Genomic DNA, 21812 nt, shown 5'->3' with positions numbered 1-21812 from the left:
CAATTTTCCATCACATAGAGAGAACCGCCAGTTTAGCTATAGGAGGGAGTGGGAATCTTGAGCCAGCCTTTTGAATTGTCCGTGGCCATCTGCACCCGCAACCGCCACGAAGATCTGCGCAAGTGTCTGGAGTCGATCGCCGCCCAGCGGGGCGTGGAGAACGACCGCTTCGAGATCGTCATTGTGGACGACGGGGAAACCGGGACGGACTGGATCGCTTCGGCCGCCGCGCTGCTGCCCGCCAACATGGAGCTTCGCCACTACATAAAGAAAAAAGAAGAAGCGGGCCTGCTTCGCTCCCGGATCAAATCCGTGGAGATTGTCCGGTATGACACGCTTTTGTTTCTGGACGACGACGTGGAGTGCGAGCCGGATTACTTTGCGCTGCTGAAGGAAACCTTTGCGCGCTGCCCGGACGCCGTCGGGGTGAGCGGGGCCGACCAGGGCTTTGTCTGCTCGGCCAAGGGGCGTCTGCTCGGCATCGTCAGCGGACAGGGCCATCCGTCGCCTGGGCGCTTGTCCTGGGGCGGGTTCGCCTCCTCGATGAACCTTTGGAACAAACAGAAGAAGGTGTTCGAGACCGAGTTTCTTCACGGCTGCAACATGTGCTTCCGCAGAAGCGCGCTCCGGGATTTGCAGGCGGTCGACTGGCTGAACGGCTACAGCCTGGGGGAGGACCTGTACCTGTCGCATGTAGCCGGAAAACACGGCAAAATGTACGTCAATCCGGCGCTAAAGCTGCTCCACCACGGGTCCCCGACGTCCCGGGACAAACAGGAGATCGTCTCCTACACCAAAGTCATGAACCATTATCACCTGCTTCGGCTGAAGGAAAACACCGGCCGCTTTCATTATTTCATGCTGCTGTGGACGGCGAACTTCCTTTACCTTCAGAACCGGCTCGGCAAGAACGGAGAAGCGGCCAGCGGGTTCCGGAGAGGCATCAAGGACCTGCGGGCGATCTTGTCCGGCCGCTCGGGCGGCGGGCCGCAGCTCGGCGCAAGCGGAATGGCCGGAGGGAACTTAAAGGATGGGAGCGTATAAACCGATGGACCAAACGCTTAGACAAAAAATCGCGGCGGCCCGCGTCGTTTCCTTCGATATTTTCGACACTTTGATCCTGCGGGCGCTCCGCCGGCCCGAGGACCTGTTCCGCTTGATGGAAGAAGCGCACCGGGCGGCGGGCGATTCCGATGCCGCGGGCTGGGCCAGGAAACGGATCGCCGCCGAAGGCGCGGCCCGGCAGTCGGCCTCCGGCGCGGGGAGCGAAGAGGTGCTGCTGGACGAAATTTACGGCAAGCTCGCCGGTCTGACGGGTGCCTCCGAAGCGCAGCTGGACGAATGGAAGCGGCTGGAGACCGAGCTGGAAGTCGGCTTCTGCATGCGGAACGAGTACATGCACCGGGTTTACGAGGAGTGTCTGCGGCAAGGCAAAACCGTGGTGCTGACCTCGGACATGTATTTGCCGGAGGATGTGATCGTCCGCATTTTGCACAAAAACGGCTACGACCGGCACAAAAAGCTGTACTTGTCTTCCACCGTGGGGGTAACCAAGCATACGGGCGCGCTTTACCGGCATGTCTGCGGGGATCAAGGGTGCGCCCCGGCCGATATCCTGCACATCGGCGATAACCGCCATTCCGACGTCAAGCGGGCGGAGGAAGCGGGACTGACCGTTCATTATTATCAAAAAACACTGGATTACGTCACCGGCTCGAAAGCCTATCTGACCGCTTTCCGGGATCTGCTGGCCGAAGAAGAGACCGGCCCGGCGGAGAGCATTTTCCTCGGCCTGCTGATCAACAAGCTGTATGCGGACCGCACGGCCGATCAAAGCAAGGACTTCTGGTACTTGTTCGGCTATGAAACGATCGGGGTCCTGTTCTACGGCTTCGTCGACTGGCTGAAGCGCAAAGCCCGCGCGGACGGCGTGGAACGGCTTTACTTTCTGTCCCGGGACGGGCATGTGATGAAGCGGGTGTACGACGTGTTGACGGAGGACGACGCCGGCGCGATTCCCTCCCGTTACATGTACGCGTCCCGGCGGGCGCTGAACTTTCCGTCCATCACCGGATTGGACGAGGAGGCCATGCGCTTCCTGTTCAGCTACTCGCGCAACCTGACCGTCGCCCAGCACCTCGGCCGGGTCGGACTTGACGCGGCCGCGTTTGCTCCGCTGATCCGGGAAGCGGGCTTCTCCGGGCAGGACCAGCTGGTGGCGGCCAAGGAGGAGCAGGACCGGCTGAAGGCGCTCTACGGACGCATCGAAAAAGAGCTTGTGGAGGCAGCTGCGAAGGAGCGGGCTGATCTTGCGCGCTACCTGGAGGAAATCGGCTTTTTGGCGCCCGGCAAACGCGGCATTGTGGACATCGGCTGGCACGGCACGATGCAGCAGTCGCTTCTGCGGGTGCTGAAGCTGGTAGGCGAACCGGCCCCGGAGCTGCAAGGCTACTACGTCGGGACCTTCAAGCGCGCGGAGCAGGCGGCGAAGGCGGGTGTCTCGATGGCGGCCTACCTGTGCGACCTCGGCCAGCCGCAGGAACGGGAGAAGGTGATTCTCGGCTGCGTGGAGCTGTTCGAATTTTTGTTCACCGCCCCGCACGGCAGCGTGACCGGCTTCCGCGAAAAGAACGGCGCCATGGAGCCGCTGTTCGACCCGAACGACAACGATGACGAGAAGCTGGAGGCGGCCCGGTTTATGCAGCAGGGAGCGGTCGACTTCGTGAAGGATTTTCACGAAATCGCCCGTCTGCTACCCTTCGAGCTGCCGCTTTCGGCGGACACCGCGCTGCGCCCGGTCAAGCGGGTGCTTGGCCGGCCTACCCCGCTGGAAGCGGAAAAGCTCGGCGATATCACGCATGCGCAGGGCTTTGGCGACGTGTACGTCGCCGAGCCGCTGGCCAAACCGGCCGCCATCCGCGGCCTCGGCGACCTGAAGAAGCTGCAGCTTCAGTTCCGGCGCTCGCTTTGGAAGGAAGGCTTCAAGGCCCGCGTGCCGGATTGGCAAAAGCCGATTCTGTCGCTCGTGCAGACCGCGATGAGCGTCAAAAGCAGGCTGTAGCCGCATTATTTTTCCCGCAATCCTGAACAGAGGGTGTCCCGAAAAGGCGACTTTGGGGACACACTCAGTGGCTTCCGTCTCTTTGGACGGAAGCCTAGGTTGTCGAGAAGCCCAGGTCTTTTTAATGATTATGGGTTTCTTTTGCGTTTCTCATCGTCTTCTTTATGTTTTGTAAAGCTGCCGTCATCAGCGCTCCCTCGTTGGCCCCGCCCACCTTTCCTTCTGTCTCCGCTTATGGGCGGAAATTGTAGGTAGCAGGGCGCAAACCGGCGATAACCAGGGACAGAAGGCAGATAGGTGCACAGCGTCACTTATTTCCGATGGTTTCTCGTTCCGATCACGAAATAATTCCACATGCGCACTTATTTTCGAGTAAACAAGCGGTATTCGGAGAAAATGGAGTGAATAATTGCTTTTTCCCATTTATTCGGCCGGAAATAGCCAAAAATCGTATGATTAGTTGCTTTTTTGCACTTCCTGTCCCACCCTGCATGCATGATGGTCTCCGTGGGAAATTCGCACCCGCCGCCCTTTTGCCGATAGATGCCCACCACCTTGCCGTTTTTCTGCAGACTACGATGTCCGAGGGGGGGGACTACTCCACGAAGTTAATGGTAGGACAAGTCGGTTTGGATTTCCCGCTCCATTGACATTCGTAACGAATGCCGTAGTAATGGTCGAGAAGAATGGTTGTCCTATGGGGGGCAACATTAACGCAGCGTCCGGAACAACGGTTACCGGGATGGTCTATGCAGCCTCGGAAGATGCCGGATACAGTGTGTCGAGTACATTTGAGCTTCTGGTAGAGCCAATTGCAAACGAAGTAGAGTATTTCGCCGTATCTCTGCTGCTCGCAGGAAATGGCTCCAAGGCCACGACGATTTCGGAAATGGAAGAAATGCGAGGCATGCTCGCCGTGCTGGATCCGGATTTGACAGTTACCTGGGCGTTGGACAGTAATTTTGTGTTTTATGAATCACAGCGGCCCCAGTTAGCTAAGGTTCTGGAATATGTGGACCAGTACGGGGACGAGATTGGGATTGTCTCCTCGTATCCGAATAATCGCTTGTTGAGCGAATGGCAGGATGAAATCAACTCTTGGCTGTACATGTACCGTTACAATGCATTGCCTGCATTGCATGAAGGAAATACCAATGGCTTGCCTTCGGTATGGGGGATGAACAATCCAATGGTTCCTGCTCAGAATGCCGGGAATAACAGTTCGAACCCCCAATTTGAAAGCAACTTGGACCGATTTCATTCAACGTTTTCCTGCTGAAGTTGATGTGGAGATTACAGGCGTGCAGCGAAAGCAAGGTTGTCCGAGTTGAAATTTAACGATCCGGTCCTCTATGAGTGATCCATAACTTATCAGTGCGCCCATACCCGAGCACGAAATGTGCTTAGGGTATGGGTTGTATTTTTTATCGGCAGGCGCAGCCTGCGTTTTTTGTCTCTGCACCGAAAGGGGAAAGCCAAGCGTCAAGCCTACTAAAGCCATACTTTTTCTACTAAATGGAATAAAGTATACTTATAGGAAGGAGTATATTTGACAGGGGATTAAATAGGGACGAATTTCGTTAAAAGGGTCTCCAGGAGGAGGGCTTTGCAGCAACTGAGGCTTTTCCCGCACATCGGGAGGAAGCGTTCATCGGGTTTCCAAAAGGAGGATATCCGCTTTCCGGGGGAACTGCGGGAAGCGGGACTTATTGGAAGACGGAAGCGGCCGGCGCAATCCGGCGAAAAAAATAAAGGGGAGGGACAGCCATGTTTGGGTTGCTGACAATCATCATCAATCTGATTATTGCGGCCGTGGTCTTTTTTGTTCTGTATGCAGTCGTGAAAGCGGCGATCAATCACTCGGTGCTTCACGAAACGTATCTGACGATTGCCAGCATGCGGGAGCAGCAGGAGAAGGACATGATGCGGATGAGAAAGCAGCTGGCGGAGCTGCAGGAAACGCTGGATGATCTGAAGGAGGAACGGACGGTCAGCGGCAGCGGGGTGTCGCCAGACGAAGGAGAGCCGCGCCAAAGTTGAGCGGCCTTCCGCAAAAGGAGCGCGGGCGGCAAGGCCCGCGCTTCAGGCGGCACCGCGGACCGGAGCCCTCCCGGGTCAATCGATTTTGGCTCCGTAGCAGCGGGCCAGCGCGACGGCCTGTGCAAGATCGAGGCGGGCGCCGGTCACGTCGAAGGCTTTGAAATCTACGCCGTCCATGACCGCTTCCCGGAAATCGGCGCCTTTTACGGCGGCCTGATGCAGCCGGGCGCGAGTTAAATCCGCTCCGCGCAGGTCCGCCTTCTCCAGCTTGCATTCCGACAGATCCGCCTCGACAAACCGGATGCCGCGCAGCGGCTGTTTGTTCAGCCGCGCCCGCCGCAAATTGGTATAGGACCAGTCTCCGCCGGTCAGCGTAATGCCGTCCAGATTGGCGCCGGCGAAATCGGAACCGGTCATTTTGCAATCCTCGAACCGGGCTACAAACAGGGAGGCATTCTCGAAACGGCAGTTGGTGAACGCCGAACCGGTATGGCGCGATGCGTTCAGCAGAGCGCCGCCGAAGTCGCAATCGGCAAACCGGGTGTTGATCGTGGCGCATTCCTCCAAAGAGGTGCCGCGGAACCGGCAGCGCTCGAACGTGCACCGGATCAATTCGCCCTCCCGCAGATCCTGGCCGCTGAAATCAACCTCCGTATAGGTACGTTCCTCATAAGAAAACACCGTTTTATCCATCCTTTCCCGTGGCTGAAGCCGCTGTCTTGTCTCTTTTTCCATCTTACACAAAATGAACCGGTGCCGAGCGTTTTTTTCGCAGAACGGGTGGAGCAAATGCCGGATGAAAAAATGAGAAGCCGTCAAAAAGTGACAAACTTAACATTTTTCTTGTGGTATGCTACTGTTGGTAAAATTGCTTCGTTCCTTTGAGGCCGAGCAACAGCAAAGGGCTAACCCGGCTGAAAAGCGGGGGCGCAAAGTTACAGGTCTTCTGTATGCAAGTACAATGACGGCTGGACTGCCTGGGGAATCGGTACTTCTGATTTTACGGAGGGGTAAACGATGATCCAACTCAACTCACCGCACGAGGGCAAACTTGACCGGGAATGGATGGAGCTGCTGTCCGAAGCGCATCGGATGGGGATCGGCATCGAGGAAGTGAAGGAATTCTTTCGCACTACCGCCAGAAAAGAACTTAGGCACCGCATACCGCAGGAGTACCCGGCAGCGAACGGGAAACGCATCCACCGGATCGGGTAAGCAAATGGTTTCCGCCGAAGGAAGCGCCGGGGATTGTCCGCATTGCCAGGCTGCAAAGACGCCCGCCACCGTTCGTGCGAAGCAGGCGTCTTTTTGTTTCGCGGAAACGGACTGACCGGGCGGCCCTGCCCGGATCGGAAGACAGCGGATTATGGCGGAGCCGTTACCCGGTGTGCGATTCCGGTTTCTCCGGTGCTTGAAGAGACTTTCCTTCTTCGGAGGATGAGGGAGAGACTGGTTACGCGGTCGGCTGGGCGCTTGGCCCCAGCGGCACGCGGCCGACGGCGGCGCGGGTTTTTTCCGCGATCCGGGTTTTGAAGAAGCTGATGATCGCCGAGGTCACAGCAATGGAAAGGACCGAGTACACGCCGCGTACGATGCCGACGGAAGAAAGGCTGATCAAAACCACGGCGCAGTCGAAGGCAAAATTGATTTTGCCGGGATTCCAGCCGTAACGCTGCTGGAGAAACAGCGCCAGGATGTTCGATCCGCCCAGCGACGCGCCGTTCGAAAACAGCAGCGACAGCCCCAGTCCGATGATCACGCCGCCTGCGAGAGCGCCGAACAAAGGGTGCAGCTCAAAGGCGGGGAGCCACCGGTCGGCGGCCGTCAGGAGAGAAAGCAGTGTGACCGACAACACGGTGTAGAGCGTAAAGCGCCATCCGAGCCGCATCACGGAGAAGACATAGAAGGGAACATTGATAGCAAAAAACAGGATGCCGAAGGGGGTCTGCAGCAGATAAGACAGCCCGAGAGCAAGCCCGGCCGTTCCGCCGGTCACCGCGTGTGCGTGCTTTAGCAGTAAAAAGCCGGCTGCCGCAAGTAAACAGCTGAGGAAAATCAAGCTTATCTTTCGCATGGAGGGTACCGCCTTCTGTCGGAAGATCGGACCGCTTCGGGTCCGTCAGGGCGGCGGGCCGCAACGCGACCGCCGGAATGTTTGTTTTAGGATAGCTTACGAAAGCGATGTCAAACCATATCACATTGAAGAAAAACATATGTTACTATTGGTAACACTGAAGCCTTTTAGGAAACATAAACTACATTTTGAAAGTTGGGCGTTTATGGACCACATTGATAGTGAAATGCTGAAACTTCTGCAGGCGGACGGGCGCATGACCGTCAGCGAGCTGTCCAAACGGCTGGCGCTGAGCCGGCCGAGCGTGTCGGAGCGGCTGCTGCGGCTCCAGGAGAAGGGCGTGATCATGGGATTTTCCGCCCGCGTTTCGCCGGAGGCGGTAGGGCGCAATACGCTGCTGATGATTCAGATCAGCGAATTGAAGGTTTCAGCCCAGGAATTTGAGCAGAAGATCAAAGAAGATGAGGATATCATCGAATGCCACCGGGTCACGGGGATGATCGGGTATATTCTCAAAGCGGCGGTCGAAGGCATGGACGGCCTTCGTCTTCTGGTGGACCGGCTCATGCCCTACGGATCGATCAATACCTCGGTGGTGCTGACCTCTCCCGTCTCGTACCGGCCCGTGCTGCCAAAGGAAAACAAATAGGGAAGTGAGGAAAGATTACATTTGGGTGTTTATCAGGAGAATATTGTTAAATATTTGAGAACAATCGGCGGAATCGCTCTTCTATCCCGTGAAAGGGCGCTATAATACGGCTAACAAACGTCATTAAATCTGACATTTGCGGCGCGAATTTATGGCGAAGGAGACGGTTGAATTGAACATGCGGATGAAGGCGTTGAAACGGCATCTTTTTTTCTGCTGCAGCGAGCACTGCAACAACCAGGAAGCCGAGGAGGTCATGGAGGCTTTCAAGGAACAGCTGGTGGAGCGCGGCATTCACCGGGAGGTCAAAATCAACAAATCGAGCTGCCTCGGTTTGTGCGGGAACGGAGCTTTTGCTATCGTATACCCCGAGGGCGTTTGGTACTATGATTTGACCCCCGAGGATGTGCCGCGGATCGTCGAAGAGCATTTTGTCGGCGGCGAGATTGTCGAGGACAAAATGATGATGAAGCTGACGGTGTAAACGGAGGGCCGGTCAAACGGAAGGGTGGGCCTGCGATGATCATCGGCGTTCCGAAGGAAATCAAAAACCGGGAATACCGGGTGGGCGTTACGCCAAGCTCCGCAGCCGCCTATGCGGGAGCGGGGCATGAGGTGCGGGTGGAAGCCGGAGCCGGCGCGGGAATCGGTTTTCCCGACGAGGCATATGAAAAGGCGGGCGCCCGCATCGTCCGGACCGCTGAGGATGCGTGGGCGGCCGACATGGTGGTGAAGGTCAAGGAACCGCTGCCGGAGGAGTACGGCTTTTTCCGGGAGGGGCTGGTGCTTTACACGTACCTGCATCTGGCGCCTGAACCGGAGCTGACGCGGGCGCTTGCGGAGAGCAAAGTGACGGCGATCGCTTATGAAACGCTGCAGCTGGATAACGGGAGTCTGCCGCTCCTTGTTCCGATGAGCGAGGTGGCCGGCCGGATGTCCGTCCAGATCGGCGCGCATTTTCTGGAAAAGGCGCATGGCGGCAAAGGCGTGCTGCTGGGCGGCGTCCCCGGTGTCGAGCCGGGACGGGTTACGATTCTCGGAGGCGGCGTGGTGGGCGTGAACGCGGCCAAAATGGCGGTCGGCCTCGGGGCGGACGTCCGGATCTTGGATGTGAAGCCGGAGCGGCTGCGGCAGCTGGACGATTTGTTCCAGGGGCGCGTGCGGACGCTCGTGTCTTCTCCAGGCAGCATTGCCGAAGCGGTCCGATGCGCCGATCTGCTGATCGGGGCCGTGCTGATTCCCGGCGCCCGTGCGCCAAAGCTGGTCACGGCGGACACGGTGAAGGCCATGTCCGCCGGGTCGGTGATCGTGGATGTCGCCATCGACCAGGGCGGCTCCATCGCGACCATCGACCGGATCACTTCGCACGACGATCCGGTGTATGAGAAGTTCGGCGTGCTTCATTACGCGGTCGCCAACATGCCGGGCGCGGTTCCCCGCACGTCGGCGATAGCGCTTAACAACGCGACGCTGCCGTACGGGCTTGAGCTTGCAGGCCGCGGCTGGCGCGAAGCCGTCCGCCGGAGCCCGGCCGTGGCGAAGGCGCTGAACGCCGCCTGCGGAAAGATCACTCACCCGGCCGTCGCCGAAGCGCACGGGTATGCCTACACGCCGCCCGCGGACGTTGCCGCCGGTTGAGGGCTGTCCGGCGCGCGGGTGCATGCCGGCGCAAGCCTCAGAGTGCCCCGGAGCCGAATAGAGCGTTGGATTGGCGGTTAGTGCAGCACGTTCCCGCTGGCTTTTTTTGAGCTGTGGGACCTTGAAGGGTCAGGTCAATCGGGCCACGGTTGGCACTTTGGAAGGTCGACCCATCACGCTGCACTTTGCACGCACGCCTCTCCAACTGGGGGGGCGTGCGCTTTAGCTTTTCGGCCGACTGCGAGCTTGCTCATTACAGTCTGCACCCCCCCGCACCCGATCTCGTTTCATCCCCGCGGCCTCTTTTGGTATACTGGTGGAAACAGACGGCGATGCGGAGAAATCCGCGCGGATGCGGCGCGCTGTCGCCGGTTTTTCGCGCGGTTTGGCCTTGTTCACGGACATGCCTTCCGTTCCGCCGGTTATCCATCTCCAGACAGGAAGGACGAACCGGAATGAACATCGACTTGACCGGCAAAACAGCGCTTGTCACCGGCGCTACCGGCCAACTGGGCCGCGTGATGGCCCGTACTCTGGCTTCTTGCGGGGCCGACATCATTATTCATTACAACAGCAACAGCCGCAAAGCGGAGGAGCTGCGCGATGAAATCCATGCGCTCGGGCGGCGGGCTTTGCCCCTGCAGGCGGATGTCACCTGCCTGGACTCCATCATGGCAATGAAGGAACGGGCGGTCGCCGAGTTCGGAGGCGTCGATATCGTCGTCGCGAATGCCGTCATTCAATACCAGTGGACCACCATCCTGGAGCAGGCGCCCGAAGACTTCGCCGGGCAGTTCGATTCCTGCGTCATGCAGAGCGTTTACCTGGCCAAAGCATTTATTCCCGGCATGATCGAAAAAGGCGAAGGCCGCTTCGTCGGAATCAACACGGAATGCTCCATGCAAAACACCCCCGCCCAAGCCGCTTACGTAGCCGGGAAGCGCGGCATGGACGGCGTGTACCGCGTGCTGGCACGCGAAGTCGGCGAGCATCAGATCACGGTTAACCAGGTGGCACCCGGCTGGACGATCAGCGATAACGACCGCGCCAACAACACGGAACGCAGCGAGTCCTACGAGCAAACCGTGGCGCTGAAGCGGCGCGGAACCGACCAGGAAATCGCCAACGTTGTGGCGTTTCTGGCATCCGGGCTCGCCAGCTTCATCACCGGCGCTTACGTGCCTGTTTGCGGCGGCAATGTCATGCCGGCCATCTGACGGCCTGCGCCGAACCAAACAAAAAGAACCTTTCCGTCCCGTTCAAAACGGGTGGGAAAGGTTCTTTTATTGTGGCGGGAAGCGGCTGCTCCGCGTGTGCCCTGCGTGCGGGTCAAGCGGCAGGCAACGCCACGACAGCCGGAAGCCCGGCAATGCGCCGCCCCTCTTCGAAGGAGTGGTGCCCGCCGGGCTTAACCGAATCCCGGGTTAACCAGTCAACTCGCCGCCCCTCTTCTGGGGAGAGGGGCCACGCGGGATTAACCGGGTCCTGGGGTTAGCCGGGGAACGCGCCGCCTTCTTCGAAGGAGCGTTGCCCCCGGGCTCAGCCGATTTTGCTTAACCCGGCGGCCCAGGCGAATACCTGGCGCATGGTGTCGACAAAGCCGGGATGCATCAGCCCTTCGCGCAGATGGGCGGGCGTCACGCAGGCGATCCGTCCGTCGCCGTAGCGGTGAACCCAGCCGGCTTCCGATTCGCCGTCGCGCGAGGCGGAGCGCAGAAACACATGCGTGTTCGCCTTGTCGCATTCCACAAAGTAGTGCTCGTCTGCAAAAGCGTACGGAGCGGCGTCCAGCCCGATTTCACTGCACGCAACCGGTGTGTAGGTCACCTCCGCGTGCTCGGATGGATGGCTGATGAACTGGCCGCGCAGCATTTTGACATAGTCCCCTTGCTCGGGATAGGACGCCAGCCCTGAATGCCAGGCGATCCAGGCTCCTCCGTGTGCAGCATATTCCACAATCTGCCGCGATAGGTCCGCGGTCATCCAGCGGGCTTCGGGCTGACCCTGCGGGTCCAGGCGGTCTTCCGCGAAAAGCACCACCGCATCGGGCTTTTGTTCCAGGCGGTCGACCAGGTCGGCGCGCCCGGCATAGTCGAGACGGACTTCGCCGGAGGCGAGATAGGGGGAAAGAATGTGCTCCAGTGCTTCTTTGATCAAGGTTTCGTCATGGTAAAAATCGCCGACGGCGGCCAGGATCCGTTTCATGATGCGCTCCACTCCATATCGAATTAGTCGTTTTCCAGAAGCTCAATCAGAACCTTCAAGTCTTTAACCGAATCGGCGTAAGCGTAACGTCCGCCGGTGTATTCGCCTTTTTGCAGCAGCGGGATGCCGTTTTGCTCCAGCCGCAAAAGCTTGTCCTTCATGCCGTCCACGACAAACGCGATGTGATGGACGCCTTCTCCGCGCTCTTCGAGAAAATCCCGCCAAACGCTGGGGTGCTCGTCCGGCTCGATCAGCTCCAGCTGCAGGCTTCCGCAGTCGAAAAAAGCCAGCTTCGCCCTGGCTTCGGAAGGGCTGCCAAGGTATTCGGTACGGGCGATGTCGGCGGTATCGGTCCAGAACCACTGCGGCTTCTCCACGCCGAGAAACTGCGCATAGGCTTCCGAAACCTTTTCGATGTCGCGCACGACGAGCCCGATCTGGGTGATCACCCGGGTATTCAGCAAATTGTTGTCCATGTTCTTGTCTCCTTCGCGTAGGAATAAAAGAAAGGGTGCTTAAAGAAGCGCTTTGCACGAATCCCGGACGACCAGCGTGGCCGGGGCGAGAAACTGCCGGGCTGCCGCCGGCTCGGATTCGATGGTCTCGATCAGAGCGGCGACCAGCTGATCCAGCAGAGCGGAAAAATCGACCCGGATCGTAGTGAGCGCAGGGCGGATCCGGGCGCTCAGAAGGTGATCGTCAAACCCGATCAGCGACAGATCCTCGGGCACCCGCAGGCCGGCTTCGGCAATGGCGCGCAGGGCGCCGAAAGCTACGTTGTCGTTGTTCGCCACGATGGCGGTCGGAAGCGGAGTCGTGCTGTCCAGCCAATGCGCCACCGCCTGATAGCCGCCGTCTTCTGTAAAATCGGCGGGGATCAGCCAGTCCTCGCGCACCGGCAGCCCTTCGGCCTGCATCGCCTGCCGGAAGCCCTCCAGCTTGTCCGGTCCGGACCAGCGAAGGGGATCGCCCTGGATGAAGGCGATGTCGCGGTGCCCGAGACCGGCAAGATACCCGACGGCCTGCCGCATGCCCGAGCGGTTGTCGAAGTTGCTGACCAAGCGGTTAGGCTCGCGGCGGCCCGGCAGGTTTTGGTCCAGAACGCCTACCCGATGCCCTTCCCCAATCAGCTCCTCCACCAGCGGCTCGTAATTGGCGGTTCCGATGAACAGGCCGGCGTCGATCCGCTTTTGATAAAACGTCTCCTTTACCGCCCGCTGCTCTTCTTTGTCGCCGATCCGCCGGATGATGTGCGTCAGAACGTAATACCCGCGCAGGGAAGCGCTCTCGATCACCCGGGTGATCAGCATGTTGGTCAGGATGTCATTGGCGACGGGGGCGATGGATGTCAGGAACAGCCCGATCGTGCGCGAGTTTTTGCCCGCCATGATCTGGGCCGACAGATTGGGAACGTAGCGGTGGCGCTCGATGACCCGCATGACCTTTTCCCGCGTGGCCTCCGGCACATTCGGATAGTTGTTGATCACCCGGCTGACCGTGCTGCGGGAAACGCCGGCCAGCTTGGCGATTTCGGTGCTGTTAATCTCCATTTTCTTCAAGGGGTCTCATCCTTGTCATAAACACGTGTTCACAAGACAAATATACGCGCATTCAAAAGGGAAGTCAAACATTTAAAAAAACAAATTTAACACGTGTTTACAACAGGTAAGTTTGGGCAGTAGGCCATGAGCTTGGGAAATCGTGTATACTGTTAAGGAAAAATGAACCTCTGAGAGAATAGAAAAGAGATGGAGGCGGAGTGGGAGCGTGAAGGATTTTCTGGAGTTGGGGTATCCCCGAAAGCTATATACCGTGTTCGCTTTGCTGGCGGCGAGCGCCGTCTGCCTGGCGCTGGTTTACCGCATCGAGCTGCCGTCGGGGCAGCGGCCTTATCTGTTCATTTTCTGGAACATGTTCCTGGCCTGGCTCCCGGTTTTGTTTATGATCGCATTGGATGCGGCTTATTCCCTGCGCAAAGGGCTGCTCCGCACGCTGCTTCTGGCCGGCTTCGGGCTGCTGTGGCTGTTTTTTTATCCGAATGCGCCTTATATGATCACGGATCTTTTGCACGTCTTTGCCCGGTTTCCGATCGATCCCGATACAAGGTTTTGGGGCGCGATGCCTTTTTGGGACCATCTGTTTGCGATGTTTCTGGTTGCGCTGCTCGGGCTTCTGATCGGGGTTGTGGCGCTGCATTCCGTTCAGCGGCTGGTTCGCCGGTCGTTCGGGGAGCCGGCGGGGTGGGGGTTTGCTTTCGCCGTGCTGGGGATGTCCAGCTTCGGGATCTACCTCGGCCGGTTTTTGCGCTGGAACAGCTGGGAGCTGGCAACGATTCCGCGCGATTTGGCAAGGGAATTGTCTCTCCTGCTGGCCGACCGGTCCGGACTCGCGCACGCGGCGGAGTTCTGCGGGAAAATGTTCCTCGTTCTCCTCATCGGATACGCGGTGATGGTTCTGTTTGCGCGGGAAAACGGAAGCGGGGGAGGAGAAAGCCGGTCTTATTGATACACGGTTCCGCCCGCCCGCTCGCGCAGCTTTTCTTCATCCAGCACAAGGATGCGGCCTTTTCGTTTTTCGATGATGCCTTCCTCCGTCAAGCGAAGGATGATCCGGTTCAAATGCCGGTAGCTGGTGCCCAGCAGCTCCGCCGTTTCGGCCAGGCTGGAGGTGCGGATGCCCTCTGCGGCGCCTCCCGACCGCCCGGCGGCGCCCGGCAGGGAAAGCAGATAGCTGGAAAACCGGTTCTCGAGCGGATAGAGCAGGTTGATCGCCGACGCGTTGCCAAGGGTGTAAAGCTTATGGCTGAGCTGGCGGATCATAAACTGCAAAAAGGCCGGGTTTTCCCCCGCGCGCTCCAGCAGCGCCGTTCGCTCCGCCAGCAAAAGCCGGCAGTTTCCCACGGCTTCCACCATGTTTTTCACCGGATAATCCCCGAAAAGCTCCACGTCGCCGATAATGGCCGGCGGATGCATAAAGCGCAGAAGCATCGACTTGCCGTTCGGCAGCAGGTTATAAACCTTCAATTTCCCCTCGATCAGAAAAAATAGCCCTTCCGGCTTGGCGTCAGCGATGCAGACCGCTTCGCCGTGCCCGTAAAGCCGAAGCTCCATCGTTTCCGCGACCGCTTCTCCGAACTGCCCGACAATCCCGTTTGTTTCCGCGGCCGCACGGATTTCCGCGCGGTCCGATACTCGTTTCATCCCAATCCCTCCTGCCCCTCGATTAAACGCCGCGGAAAACCGAAAAGCCGCCCGGCGGGCGGCGTTCCGGCGGCGGTATAGATCCCCGTGGAAGGCGCACCTTCCAAAATCATGTCCCGGGCTTCAGCCGCGCCGGGACAGCGACGACTCGCGAACCACGAGCCGGTGCGGAATCAGCACGCGGTTGTGGCTGATGATGTCGCCCTTGATCAGCCGGTGCAGCATCTGCGAAGCGGCGTACCCGAGCTCGTAAATGCCGATGTCCATGCTGGTCATGGGCGGCGAAGCAAGCTCCGCCACGGGCAGATTGTTAAAGCCGAGCAGGCAGACGTCGTTCGGGACGGAATACCCCAGCTCGGTCAGGCCGCGCAGCACCCCGAAGCCAACCATGTCGTCGATGACGACAAAGCCGGTCGGTTTGTCCGGCTGGCTCATGATCAGGGACATGGCCCGATATCCGCTTTCCTGGAGAAAATCGCTGTCCATGATCCATTCGGGCCGGTGCGGGATGCCGCTTGCTTCGAGGGCGTCCTTGTAGCCTTCGAGCCGGTCGATGGAAAGCATCAGGTTCGGCGGGCCGCCGACAAAAGCAATCCGCTGATGCCCCTGCTCGATCAAGTGGCGCGTCGCGTCAAAGGCGGCTTTCCGGTTGTCCGTGTCCACGGAATAAATGCTTTCGGCGGCTTCGCTTCGCCCGATCAGCACGAAGGGGAAGTCCTGTTTGCGCAAAAAGTCGATCACCGCATCGTTCTTGCGGGAATAAAGCAACAGAATTCCGTCTACCTTGCGGCCTTTGACAAGCCGGGCAACCCCGTCGATTTCTTCACGTTCCGACGAGCCGGAGGTCATCACCAGGTCGATCCCCGCCCGGGCGCATTGAGTCAAAACGCCCCGGATCAATTCGGAGAAAAACAGGTTCATAAACAGTTCGCCCGCCGGACGGGGCAGCACCAGCGCCACCGAATTGGTCGTGCGGGAAACCAGGCTTTTGGCAATGCTGTTCGGGACGTAGCCCATTTCATCCATGATGGTGCGAATCCGCTCGGAGGTTTCAGCACTGATCCGCGAGCTTCCGGAGATGACGCGGGAAACGGTAGAAGGGGAGACTCCTGCTTTCTTGGCGACATCAATTATAGTCACGGCCATGTAGGTTCCTCCCGTGTACAAACGTTTGTCTTTCCCTGATACTCTAACTTAATTTTCACAACATGTAAACAGGGCTGCTTTTGGCGGATTGAGGAAAAACAAGAAATTAAGAATGGAAGAGAAATCGGGCGATTTTGAGAGATTGACCCGGATTTATTGGCAGTATTGGCAAAACCAATCACTTTTGTGCATTTGCGCTTTATTGTATGATTCATTTGCGCAGAATCAAGCGCTTACAGTTGCGCAAACGGGGACAAACGCAGAAAAAACGGACTTTATCGCAGAAAAACATGTTCTTGAATGCGCAAACGTTTGCTCGGTAATCGGCAAAACATTTTTTTATTCGAAAGGTGGGTTTTTTCAAATGAAATTAAAAAAAGCGGCAACATTCCTCATGGCGGTTTCGATGGTTGCTACGATGTCCGCATGCGGCAAAGGCGAAAGCGGCTCAAGCGCCTCTCCGTCAGCTTCCGCCGCTCCCTCGGCATCCGAAGCTCCGTCCAGCTCAACGGCTCCTGCCGCACTGGTTCCCGAAGAGGGAGCTACGCTGAAAATTTGGGAAGATAAGCCTCAGCAGGGCTTCCTTGAAGAGCGCCTGAAGGAATTTACGGACAAATACGGCGTAACGGTTACATACGAAGAATTGCCGCCGACCGATCAAGTCACCAAGCTGACCACGGACGGTCCTGCCGGTCTTGGTGCCGACATCGTCGTCTTCCCCCACGACCAGGTGGGCCGCGCCGCGCAAGCCGGACTCATTCTTCCCAATGACGTTTTCGCTGACGAAGCCACGTCCGCAAATGCGGAAAATGCCGTCCGTGCGGTGACTTTCGACGATGTCCTGTACGGCTATCCGTACAATATCGAAACCTATGCCCTGTTCTACAACAAAAAACTGTTCCCTACGCCCCCTTCGACCTTTGACGAAATTATCGAATTCGCCAAAACCTACAACGATCCCAAAAACAACAAATACACGCTTATGTGGGAGCTGCAGCAGTTTTATTACGACTTTAGTTTCCTGGCTACGACCGGCGGCTATGTATTCGGCGACAACAACACCAACAAGGATGATATCGGCCTGAACAACGAAGGAGCGGTTGAAGGCGCCAAATTCATGCAATCCCTCAAGGATTCGGTCCTGCCGCTCAAAACCGGCGATGTCAGCCTGGACATCAAAACCGGGCTGTTTACCTCCGGTACGCTGGCTCTGGACTTCAACGGCCCGTGGAGAATCGGCGATTACCGCAATGCCGGGGTGGATTTCGGTGTAGCTCCGCTGCCTTCCTTCAACGGCAAGCCGATGACCTCCTTCTCCGGTGTAAAAGCCTATTATGTCAACGCTTTTACAAAATATCCGAACGCCTCCAAGCTGCTGGCCGAATTCTTGTCCAGCAAGGAGTCGCAATTGAAGAACTTCGAAACGACCGGCAGCCTGCCTTCCAACAAGGAAGTAGCCGCCGATCCGAAGGTGAGCGGCGACCCGTTCAATCAAGCGTTCCTGAAGCAATTTGAGAATTCGATCCCGATGCCTTCCCTCCCTGAAATGAATAGTGTCTGGAATCCGATAACCTCCGCCATGACCGACATTTGGGATGGAGGCACGGATGTTAAAACCTCCTTGGACAAAGCCGTTGAGCAAATCAAGGATGCCATGAAGACCTCGGAATAACAAACAGCCGCTTTCAGAGAATCACCCGCCGCAGCCATAGGCGGGTGATTCCGACTTATCGTGGAGAGGAGCCATACGTCATGAAACAGCACCGCAAAACGGCTGCGATTTTATCTGTCCTGGTGCAAGGCTTGGGCCAAATTTATAACGGGCAGCGAATAAAAGGGATTTTGCTCGCCGGGCTCGAGGCTTTGGGGCTTTTTTATCTGATTCCCAGGTTCGGTCATGCCATATGGGGACTGACGACCCTTGGCGAGACGACTCAGAAATTTGTAAAGGTGAACAATTCGACCGTTCTTCAGAAAGGCGACCACTCCATCTTCCTGCTGCTTGACGGAATGATCGTCCTGCTTATCTTCCTTATTTTTGCGCTCATTTATGTTCTTAATATCCACGACGCCTACAAAACGGGAAAACTCCGGGAAGAAGGCAAGACACCTCCCGCCTTTTCCAAATCGCTCGCCAATCTGACCGACAATTATTTCCCGCACTTAATGCTGTCTTTGCCGGCGCTGGGGGTATTGTTTTTTACCATCATGCCGATTTTGTTTACGGTCCTTCTGGCTTTCACGAACTACTCCTCGCCTGATCATATTCCGCCGGCCAAGCTGGTGGATTGGGTCGGTTTTCGCACGTTCGGCGATCTGGTCCAAATGAAGTCCTGGAGCCAAACCTTTTTCGGCGTGCTGTGGTGGACCATTTTCTGGGCCGTTGCGGCGACGGTGACCACTTATTTCGGGGGCATGCTGGTGGCCCTCCTTATCGAACAAAAGGGGATCCGGTTCAAGAAATTGTGGCGCACTATCTTCATTCTTCCGTACGCCGTTCCTCAGGTCATTTCCCTGCTGATTATGAGAAACCTTTTTAACGGGCACTTTGGCCCCATTAATCAGTATTTTAAAGCGTTCGGTCTGGATGGCCTTCCCTGGCTGACGGATCCTTTCTGGGCAAAAGTAACCGTTATCGTCGTCAACATGTGGGTCGGGATTCCGGTAAGCATGGTGTTGATTCTCGGCGTCCTGACATCGATTCCGAAAGATCTGTATGAAGCGGCCGAAGTGGACGGCGCCACTCCTTTTCAGAAATTTCGCATTATCACGCTGCCGTTTATCCTGTTCACAACGGTGCCGGTTCTCATCATGCAATTTGCCGGCAATATCAACAATTTTAACGTCATTTACCTGCTGACCAACGGCAATCCGATGAAAGGCGACTATCAATTCGCGGGTGCCACGGACTTGCTGGTTACCTGGCTGTATAAGCTGACGCTCGACAACAGCAAATTCAATATGGCCGCCGCAATCGGAATTATCATCTTCCTTATTATCGCCTCGTTCTCCATCTGGAATTTCCGGCGCTCACGGTCGTTTAAAGAGGAGGATATGATCCAATGAAGAAAAAACAAAATGCTTTTAGACTGACGATCAGTTATCTCATCCTTATAGCGGCCACGGTTGTTGCGGTTTATCCGGTGCTGTGGATTGTGTTGTCTTCCTTTCGGCCGGGGACGGCTCTGTACAGCCCGGATTTTATCCCCAGCCGTTTTACGCTCCTTCATTATAAGGAGCTGTTTACCACCAAAACCTTTTTGTACGGCACCTGGTATCTGAACACCTTGAAAATCGCTACCTTTTCGATGATTCTGTCTACGTTCCTGGTGACGCTCGGCATGTACTCGTTGTCGAGGTTCCGCTTTAAGGGGCGGCAGACCGCTTTGACGCTTATGCTGGTGCTTGGCATGTTCCCGAGCTTTATGAGCCTCACCGCGATTTACATCATCCTGATGCAGATCAACCTGCTGGACACCCATACGGCCATCGTGCTTGTTTATTCGTGCGGAGCGGTGCTTGGCGGATTTATTGTAAAAGGGTTCTTTGATACCATTCCCCGCAGTCTGGATGAAGCGGCCCGCATCGATGGCGCGAGTCACCTGAAGGTCTTCACCCGGATCATCCTTCCGTTGTCCCGTCCCATGCTTACCTATGTCGCGCTGACAAGCTTCGTTGGACCGTGGATGGACTTTATCTTTGCCCGGCTCGTGCTTCGCACCAAGGAAAAATGGACGGTTGCGGTCGGCATGTGGGATTTGGTCAGCCGGTATCAGGACAGCAACTTTACCTTGTTTGCGGCCGGGGCCGTGTTGATCTCCATTCCGATCACGCTGCTGTTCTTCTTTTTGCAGCGCTTCCTGGTGCAGGGTTTGACATCGGGAGCAAACAAAGGATGAGGAGGGCGAAGAATCCGGTGGACCGCCGAAAAGGGAGACGCAGCCCGGCTTCTTCTTTCAAGTGGCGGGGAGGCGTTCCTTCGGTCGCCCTGGCGCTCCTGCTGGCCGGAACGGGGGTTCTCGCCGGCTGCAGCCGGGGCGGCGGCACGGCGGGGGAAAGCGGAAAACCGGCGGCGGCGGAAAGCGGGAGTTCGACGGCGGCAGAAAGCGGAAAACGGGGCGCTTCCGCCTCTGCGCCGGCTGTGTCGCAAAAGCCTTTGGCGTCGCCGGGATTAACGGCGGCGGCCGCGCACCAAAAGCCGACCGCCGTCTATTACGAGATTTTCGTCCGCTCCTTTTACGACACGAACGGCGACGGGATCGGGGACCTGAACGGCGTGACGGCCAAGCTCGACTATCTCGCCGACCTTGGCGTCGGCGGCATCTGGCTGATGCCGGTGATGCCGTCGCCCAGCTACCATGGGTATGATGCGACCGACTATTACGCGGTGAATCCGGATTACGGAACGCTGGAGGACTTCAAGCGGCTGACGGCGGAAGCGCACAAGCGGGGCATCAAGGTAATTGTGGATCTGGTTGTGAATCATACCAGCGCCGGGCATCCCTGGTTCAAGGAAGCGGCCTCCGGCAAGAACGGCAAGTACCGTGACTGGTACGTTTGGGCGGAGGACCGCGGCGTTTCCCCGTCCGGCCAAAGCTCCGCGTCCTCGGGCCCGGCCTGGGCCGAAAAGAACGGCTCGCATTACCTGGCCATTTTTTGGAACGGGATGCCGGATTTGAATTTCGACAACCCCGACGTTCGCGCGGAGATGATCCGGGCGGGGCGGTTCTGGCTGGAGCAGGGGGCGGACGGCTTCCGCCTCGACGCCGCAAAGCACATCTACGAGGATTTCACGGCGGACAAAGGGAAGCCGGCGGTGATGGTGAAGAATGCGGCCTGGTGGAAGGAGTTTCGCCAAGGTTTGGCCGCCGTGAACCCGGACGTGTATCTCGTCGGCGAAGTGATGGACTCGGCGGGAGCGATCGGGCCGCTTTTGGGCGAAGGGCTGGATTCCGCGTTTAACTTTGACCTCGCGGGTTTGCTTGTGGATGCGGCGCGCTCCGAAACCGCGCCCGATGTGGCGGGCAGGCTGGAGAACATCTACGCCTACTACTGCCGCATGTCGGGCGGAAAGTTTGTCGACGCCGTATTCCTCGCCAACCACGACCAGAACCGGGTCATGTCCGAGCTGCGGGGCAACCCCGATCACGCCCGCACGGCGGCGGCGCTTCTCCTGACGCTGCCGGGGAACCCGTTTCTTTATTACGGCGAGGAGATCGGAATGAAAGGCACGAAGCCCGACGAGGAGATCCGGGAGCCGTTCCTTTGGAACGAAAACGGCCGGCCGGGCGGCGGCCAGACGGCCTGGGAGCCGATCCGGGAAAACCGCGATCGGCCGGATTCGGCCGAAGCCGGGCTGCGCGATCCGGATTCGCTGCTGAACCGCTACAAGGAGCTGATCGCCTGGCGCAAGGCGGAGCCCGCGCTTGGCGAAGGCGGCATCGCCGCATATGCTTCCGGCAATCCGGGCGTGCTGGCGTTTGTGCGGACGCACGGCAGCGGCCCTGTGCTGGTGGCGCACAACCTCACCGGCCGGGCGCAAACCATCCGGCTGGAGGCTTCGCCTACCGGGGCAGCCTTCGCCCAGGTTGCGCGAGCAACCGCGGAGGGCTGCGCGGTCAAGGACGGAGCGCTGACGCTTCCGCCGTATACGACGGCGATTGTTAAGCCGTAGTCCGAACGGCGGCAAACGCTGCGGGCGAGGCGGGTGCGACGGGCGGAACCGGGGGCGCAAGCTGGAGCCCCCAGAGGGCCGGAGCGCGGGAGCGGGGCGCGGCGGCGAGCCGGGCGGAACCGGAG

The 21812-nt window shown here is 58.1% G+C and carries 21 protein-coding genes and 1 riboswitch; of the genes, 14 read left to right on the top strand and 7 right to left on the bottom strand.

The genetic code is table 11. The features are described from left to right. Nucleotides 1-57: 57 nt before the first annotated feature. From AC6I6H_RS14260 to AC6I6H_RS14245, 4 genes are all read left to right on the top strand, one after another. Nucleotides 58-1044 carry a glycosyltransferase family 2 protein gene (locus AC6I6H_RS14260; RefSeq protein WP_497954546.1) on the top strand — a complete coding sequence of 329 codons (987 nt, stop codon included), beginning with the start codon at nt 58-60 and terminating at the stop codon, nt 1042-1044. Beyond that, nucleotides 1031-3061 carry an HAD family hydrolase gene (locus tag AC6I6H_RS14255; protein WP_497954545.1) on the top strand — a complete coding sequence of 677 codons (2031 nt, stop codon included), beginning with the start codon at nt 1031-1033 and terminating at the stop codon, nt 3059-3061. Before AC6I6H_RS14260 ends, AC6I6H_RS14255 begins: the two co-directional genes overlap by 14 nt. 697 nt (nt 3062-3758) lie before the next feature. Beyond that, a complete protein-coding gene (locus tag AC6I6H_RS14250) occupies nt 3759-4340 on the top strand; it encodes a DUF3863 domain-containing protein (RefSeq protein ID WP_497954544.1) in 582 nt (193 codons plus the stop codon). A 488-nt stretch (nt 4341-4828) separates the two neighbouring features. Continuing rightward, nucleotides 4829-5101: a hypothetical protein gene (locus AC6I6H_RS14245; protein ID WP_497954543.1), complete on the top strand. Its 273-nt coding sequence runs from the start codon at nt 4829-4831 to the stop codon at nt 5099-5101. Nucleotides 5102-5176: 75 nt separating this feature from the next. Here AC6I6H_RS14245 and AC6I6H_RS14240 read toward each other — a convergent pair whose 3' ends face one another. Next, nucleotides 5177-5782, bottom strand: a complete 606-nt coding sequence (locus AC6I6H_RS14240; RefSeq protein WP_497954541.1) for a pentapeptide repeat-containing protein — start codon at nt 5780-5782, stop codon at nt 5177-5179. A gap of 212 nt (nt 5783-5994) precedes the next feature. Beyond that, nucleotides 5995-6082: riboswitch (cyclic di-GMP riboswitch) on the top strand. Between the two features lie 36 nt (nt 6083-6118). Between AC6I6H_RS14240 and AC6I6H_RS14235 the strand changes: the two genes are divergently transcribed. Next, nucleotides 6119-6316: an anti-repressor SinI family protein gene (locus AC6I6H_RS14235; RefSeq protein WP_497954539.1), complete on the top strand. Its 198-nt coding sequence runs from the start codon at nt 6119-6121 to the stop codon at nt 6314-6316. Between the two features lie 238 nt (nt 6317-6554). Here AC6I6H_RS14235 and AC6I6H_RS14230 read toward each other — a convergent pair whose 3' ends face one another. After that, nucleotides 6555-7175, bottom strand: a complete 621-nt coding sequence (locus tag AC6I6H_RS14230; protein ID WP_497954538.1) for a YitT family protein — start codon at nt 7173-7175, stop codon at nt 6555-6557. A 205-nt stretch (nt 7176-7380) separates the two neighbouring features. Between AC6I6H_RS14230 and AC6I6H_RS14225 the strand changes: the two genes are divergently transcribed. The 4 genes from AC6I6H_RS14225 (at nt 7381) to AC6I6H_RS14210 (ending at nt 10679) form a co-directional block, all read left to right on the top strand. Next, on the top strand, nt 7381-7824 hold the full coding sequence (locus tag AC6I6H_RS14225; protein WP_497954537.1) for an Lrp/AsnC family transcriptional regulator: 444 nt from the start codon (nt 7381-7383) through the stop codon (nt 7822-7824). Between the two features lie 178 nt (nt 7825-8002). Continuing rightward, nucleotides 8003-8308: a (2Fe-2S) ferredoxin domain-containing protein gene (locus tag AC6I6H_RS14220; RefSeq protein WP_497954591.1), complete on the top strand. Its 306-nt coding sequence runs from the start codon at nt 8003-8005 to the stop codon at nt 8306-8308. Between the two features lie 35 nt (nt 8309-8343). After that, nucleotides 8344-9462 (top strand): alanine dehydrogenase, encoded by a 1119-nt coding sequence (gene ald, locus AC6I6H_RS14215; protein WP_497954535.1) that lies wholly within the window; start codon nt 8344-8346, stop codon nt 9460-9462. A 455-nt stretch (nt 9463-9917) separates the two neighbouring features. Further along, entirely contained in the window at nt 9918-10679 is a 762-nt protein-coding gene (locus AC6I6H_RS14210; RefSeq protein ID WP_497954533.1) for an SDR family NAD(P)-dependent oxidoreductase, read from the top strand. A 322-nt stretch (nt 10680-11001) separates the two neighbouring features. Here AC6I6H_RS14210 and AC6I6H_RS14205 read toward each other — a convergent pair whose 3' ends face one another. Genes AC6I6H_RS14205 through AC6I6H_RS14195 form a run of 3 tightly spaced genes read right to left on the bottom strand, consistent with a single transcriptional unit; the run spans nt 11002 to nt 13217 of the window. Continuing rightward, the gene (locus AC6I6H_RS14205; protein WP_497954532.1) at nt 11002-11667 is read right to left on the bottom strand and encodes a ThuA domain-containing protein; all 666 of its coding nucleotides are present in this window, start codon (nt 11665-11667) and stop codon (nt 11002-11004) included. Nucleotides 11668-11690: 23 nt separating this feature from the next. Next, nucleotides 11691-12143: a VOC family protein gene (locus AC6I6H_RS14200; protein WP_497954530.1), complete on the bottom strand. Its 453-nt coding sequence runs from the start codon at nt 12141-12143 to the stop codon at nt 11691-11693. A 39-nt stretch (nt 12144-12182) separates the two neighbouring features. Next, nucleotides 12183-13217 carry a LacI family DNA-binding transcriptional regulator gene (locus tag AC6I6H_RS14195; protein WP_497954590.1) on the bottom strand — a complete coding sequence of 345 codons (1035 nt, stop codon included), beginning with the start codon at nt 13215-13217 and terminating at the stop codon, nt 12183-12185. 217 nt (nt 13218-13434) lie between these two features. On the opposite strand from AC6I6H_RS14195, the gene AC6I6H_RS14190 reads away from it, so the two are divergent. Beyond that, nucleotides 13435-14172, top strand: a complete 738-nt coding sequence (locus tag AC6I6H_RS14190; RefSeq protein ID WP_497954527.1) for a DUF1361 domain-containing protein — start codon at nt 13435-13437, stop codon at nt 14170-14172. Here the strand turns inward: AC6I6H_RS14190 and AC6I6H_RS14185 are convergent. Then, nucleotides 14166-14867, bottom strand: coding sequence for a Crp/Fnr family transcriptional regulator (locus AC6I6H_RS14185; RefSeq protein WP_497954526.1), 702 nt, complete (start codon nt 14865-14867; stop codon nt 14166-14168). The two genes, AC6I6H_RS14190 and AC6I6H_RS14185, sit on opposite strands and share 7 nt — an antisense overlap. Before the next feature lie 123 nt (nt 14868-14990). Then, entirely contained in the window at nt 14991-16013 is a 1023-nt protein-coding gene (locus AC6I6H_RS14180) for a LacI family DNA-binding transcriptional regulator (protein WP_497954525.1), read from the bottom strand. Nucleotides 16014-16377: 364 nt separating this feature from the next. On the opposite strand from AC6I6H_RS14180, the gene AC6I6H_RS14175 reads away from it, so the two are divergent. The 4 genes from AC6I6H_RS14175 to AC6I6H_RS14160 all read left to right on the top strand — a co-directional run bounded on the left by AC6I6H_RS14175 (nt 16378) and on the right by AC6I6H_RS14160 (nt 21687). Then, nucleotides 16378-17685: a sugar ABC transporter substrate-binding protein gene (locus tag AC6I6H_RS14175; protein ID WP_497954524.1), complete on the top strand. Its 1308-nt coding sequence runs from the start codon at nt 16378-16380 to the stop codon at nt 17683-17685. 80 nt (nt 17686-17765) lie between these two features. Then, nucleotides 17766-19079, top strand: coding sequence for a carbohydrate ABC transporter permease (locus AC6I6H_RS14170; protein WP_497954523.1), 1314 nt, complete (start codon nt 17766-17768; stop codon nt 19077-19079). Then, the gene (locus AC6I6H_RS14165; RefSeq protein ID WP_497954522.1) at nt 19076-19912 is read left to right on the top strand and encodes a sugar ABC transporter permease; all 837 of its coding nucleotides are present in this window, start codon (nt 19076-19078) and stop codon (nt 19910-19912) included. The genes AC6I6H_RS14170 and AC6I6H_RS14165 overlap by 4 nt, the downstream gene beginning before the upstream one ends. Continuing rightward, the gene (locus AC6I6H_RS14160) at nt 19909-21687 is read left to right on the top strand and encodes an alpha-amylase family glycosyl hydrolase (protein ID WP_497954521.1); all 1779 of its coding nucleotides are present in this window, start codon (nt 19909-19911) and stop codon (nt 21685-21687) included. Before AC6I6H_RS14165 ends, AC6I6H_RS14160 begins: the two co-directional genes overlap by 4 nt. The last annotated feature ends 125 nt before the right edge of the window (nt 21688-21812 follow it).

The organism is Gorillibacterium sp. sgz306347 (genome assembly GCF_059735245.1).
Note: the sequence above shows the minus strand (reverse complement) of the source record. Positions and strands in the feature narration are given on the sequence as shown.

Bases quoted from the DNA above. Each gene is read 5' to 3' on its own strand.
- AC6I6H_RS14205 (WP_497954532.1), bottom strand. From the start codon at position 11,667: ATGAAACGGATCCTGGCCGCCGTCGGCGATTTTTACCATGACGAAACC.
- AC6I6H_RS14210 (WP_497954533.1), top strand. From the start codon at position 9,918: ATGAACATCGACTTGACCGGCAAAACAGCGCTTGTCACCGGCGCTACC.
- AC6I6H_RS14170 (WP_497954523.1), top strand. From the start codon at position 17,766: ATGAAACAGCACCGCAAAACGGCTGCGATTTTATCTGTCCTGGTGCAA.
- AC6I6H_RS14235 (WP_497954539.1), top strand. From the start codon at position 6,119: ATGATCCAACTCAACTCACCGCACGAGGGCAAACTTGACCGGGAATGG.
- AC6I6H_RS14220 (WP_497954591.1), top strand. From the start codon at position 8,003: ATGCGGATGAAGGCGTTGAAACGGCATCTTTTTTTCTGCTGCAGCGAG.
- ald (WP_497954535.1), top strand. From the start codon at position 8,344: ATGATCATCGGCGTTCCGAAGGAAATCAAAAACCGGGAATACCGGGTG.
- AC6I6H_RS14185 (WP_497954526.1), bottom strand. From the start codon at position 14,867: ATGAAACGAGTATCGGACCGCGCGGAAATCCGTGCGGCCGCGGAAACA.
- AC6I6H_RS14250 (WP_497954544.1), top strand. From the start codon at position 3,759: ATGGGGGGCAACATTAACGCAGCGTCCGGAACAACGGTTACCGGGATG.
- AC6I6H_RS14245 (WP_497954543.1), top strand. From the start codon at position 4,829: ATGTTTGGGTTGCTGACAATCATCATCAATCTGATTATTGCGGCCGTG.
- AC6I6H_RS14165 (WP_497954522.1), top strand. From the start codon at position 19,076: ATGAAGAAAAAACAAAATGCTTTTAGACTGACGATCAGTTATCTCATC.
- AC6I6H_RS14180 (WP_497954525.1), bottom strand. From the start codon at position 16,013: ATGGCCGTGACTATAATTGATGTCGCCAAGAAAGCAGGAGTCTCCCCT.
- AC6I6H_RS14200 (WP_497954530.1), bottom strand. From the start codon at position 12,143: ATGGACAACAATTTGCTGAATACCCGGGTGATCACCCAGATCGGGCTC.
- AC6I6H_RS14175 (WP_497954524.1), top strand. From the start codon at position 16,378: ATGAAATTAAAAAAAGCGGCAACATTCCTCATGGCGGTTTCGATGGTT.
- AC6I6H_RS14195 (WP_497954590.1), bottom strand. From the start codon at position 13,217: ATGGAGATTAACAGCACCGAAATCGCCAAGCTGGCCGGCGTTTCCCGC.
- AC6I6H_RS14230 (WP_497954538.1), bottom strand. From the start codon at position 7,175: ATGCGAAAGATAAGCTTGATTTTCCTCAGCTGTTTACTTGCGGCAGCC.
- AC6I6H_RS14225 (WP_497954537.1), top strand. From the start codon at position 7,381: ATGGACCACATTGATAGTGAAATGCTGAAACTTCTGCAGGCGGACGGG.
- AC6I6H_RS14160 (WP_497954521.1), top strand. From the start codon at position 19,909: ATGAGGAGGGCGAAGAATCCGGTGGACCGCCGAAAAGGGAGACGCAGC.
- AC6I6H_RS14255 (WP_497954545.1), top strand. From the start codon at position 1,031: ATGGGAGCGTATAAACCGATGGACCAAACGCTTAGACAAAAAATCGCG.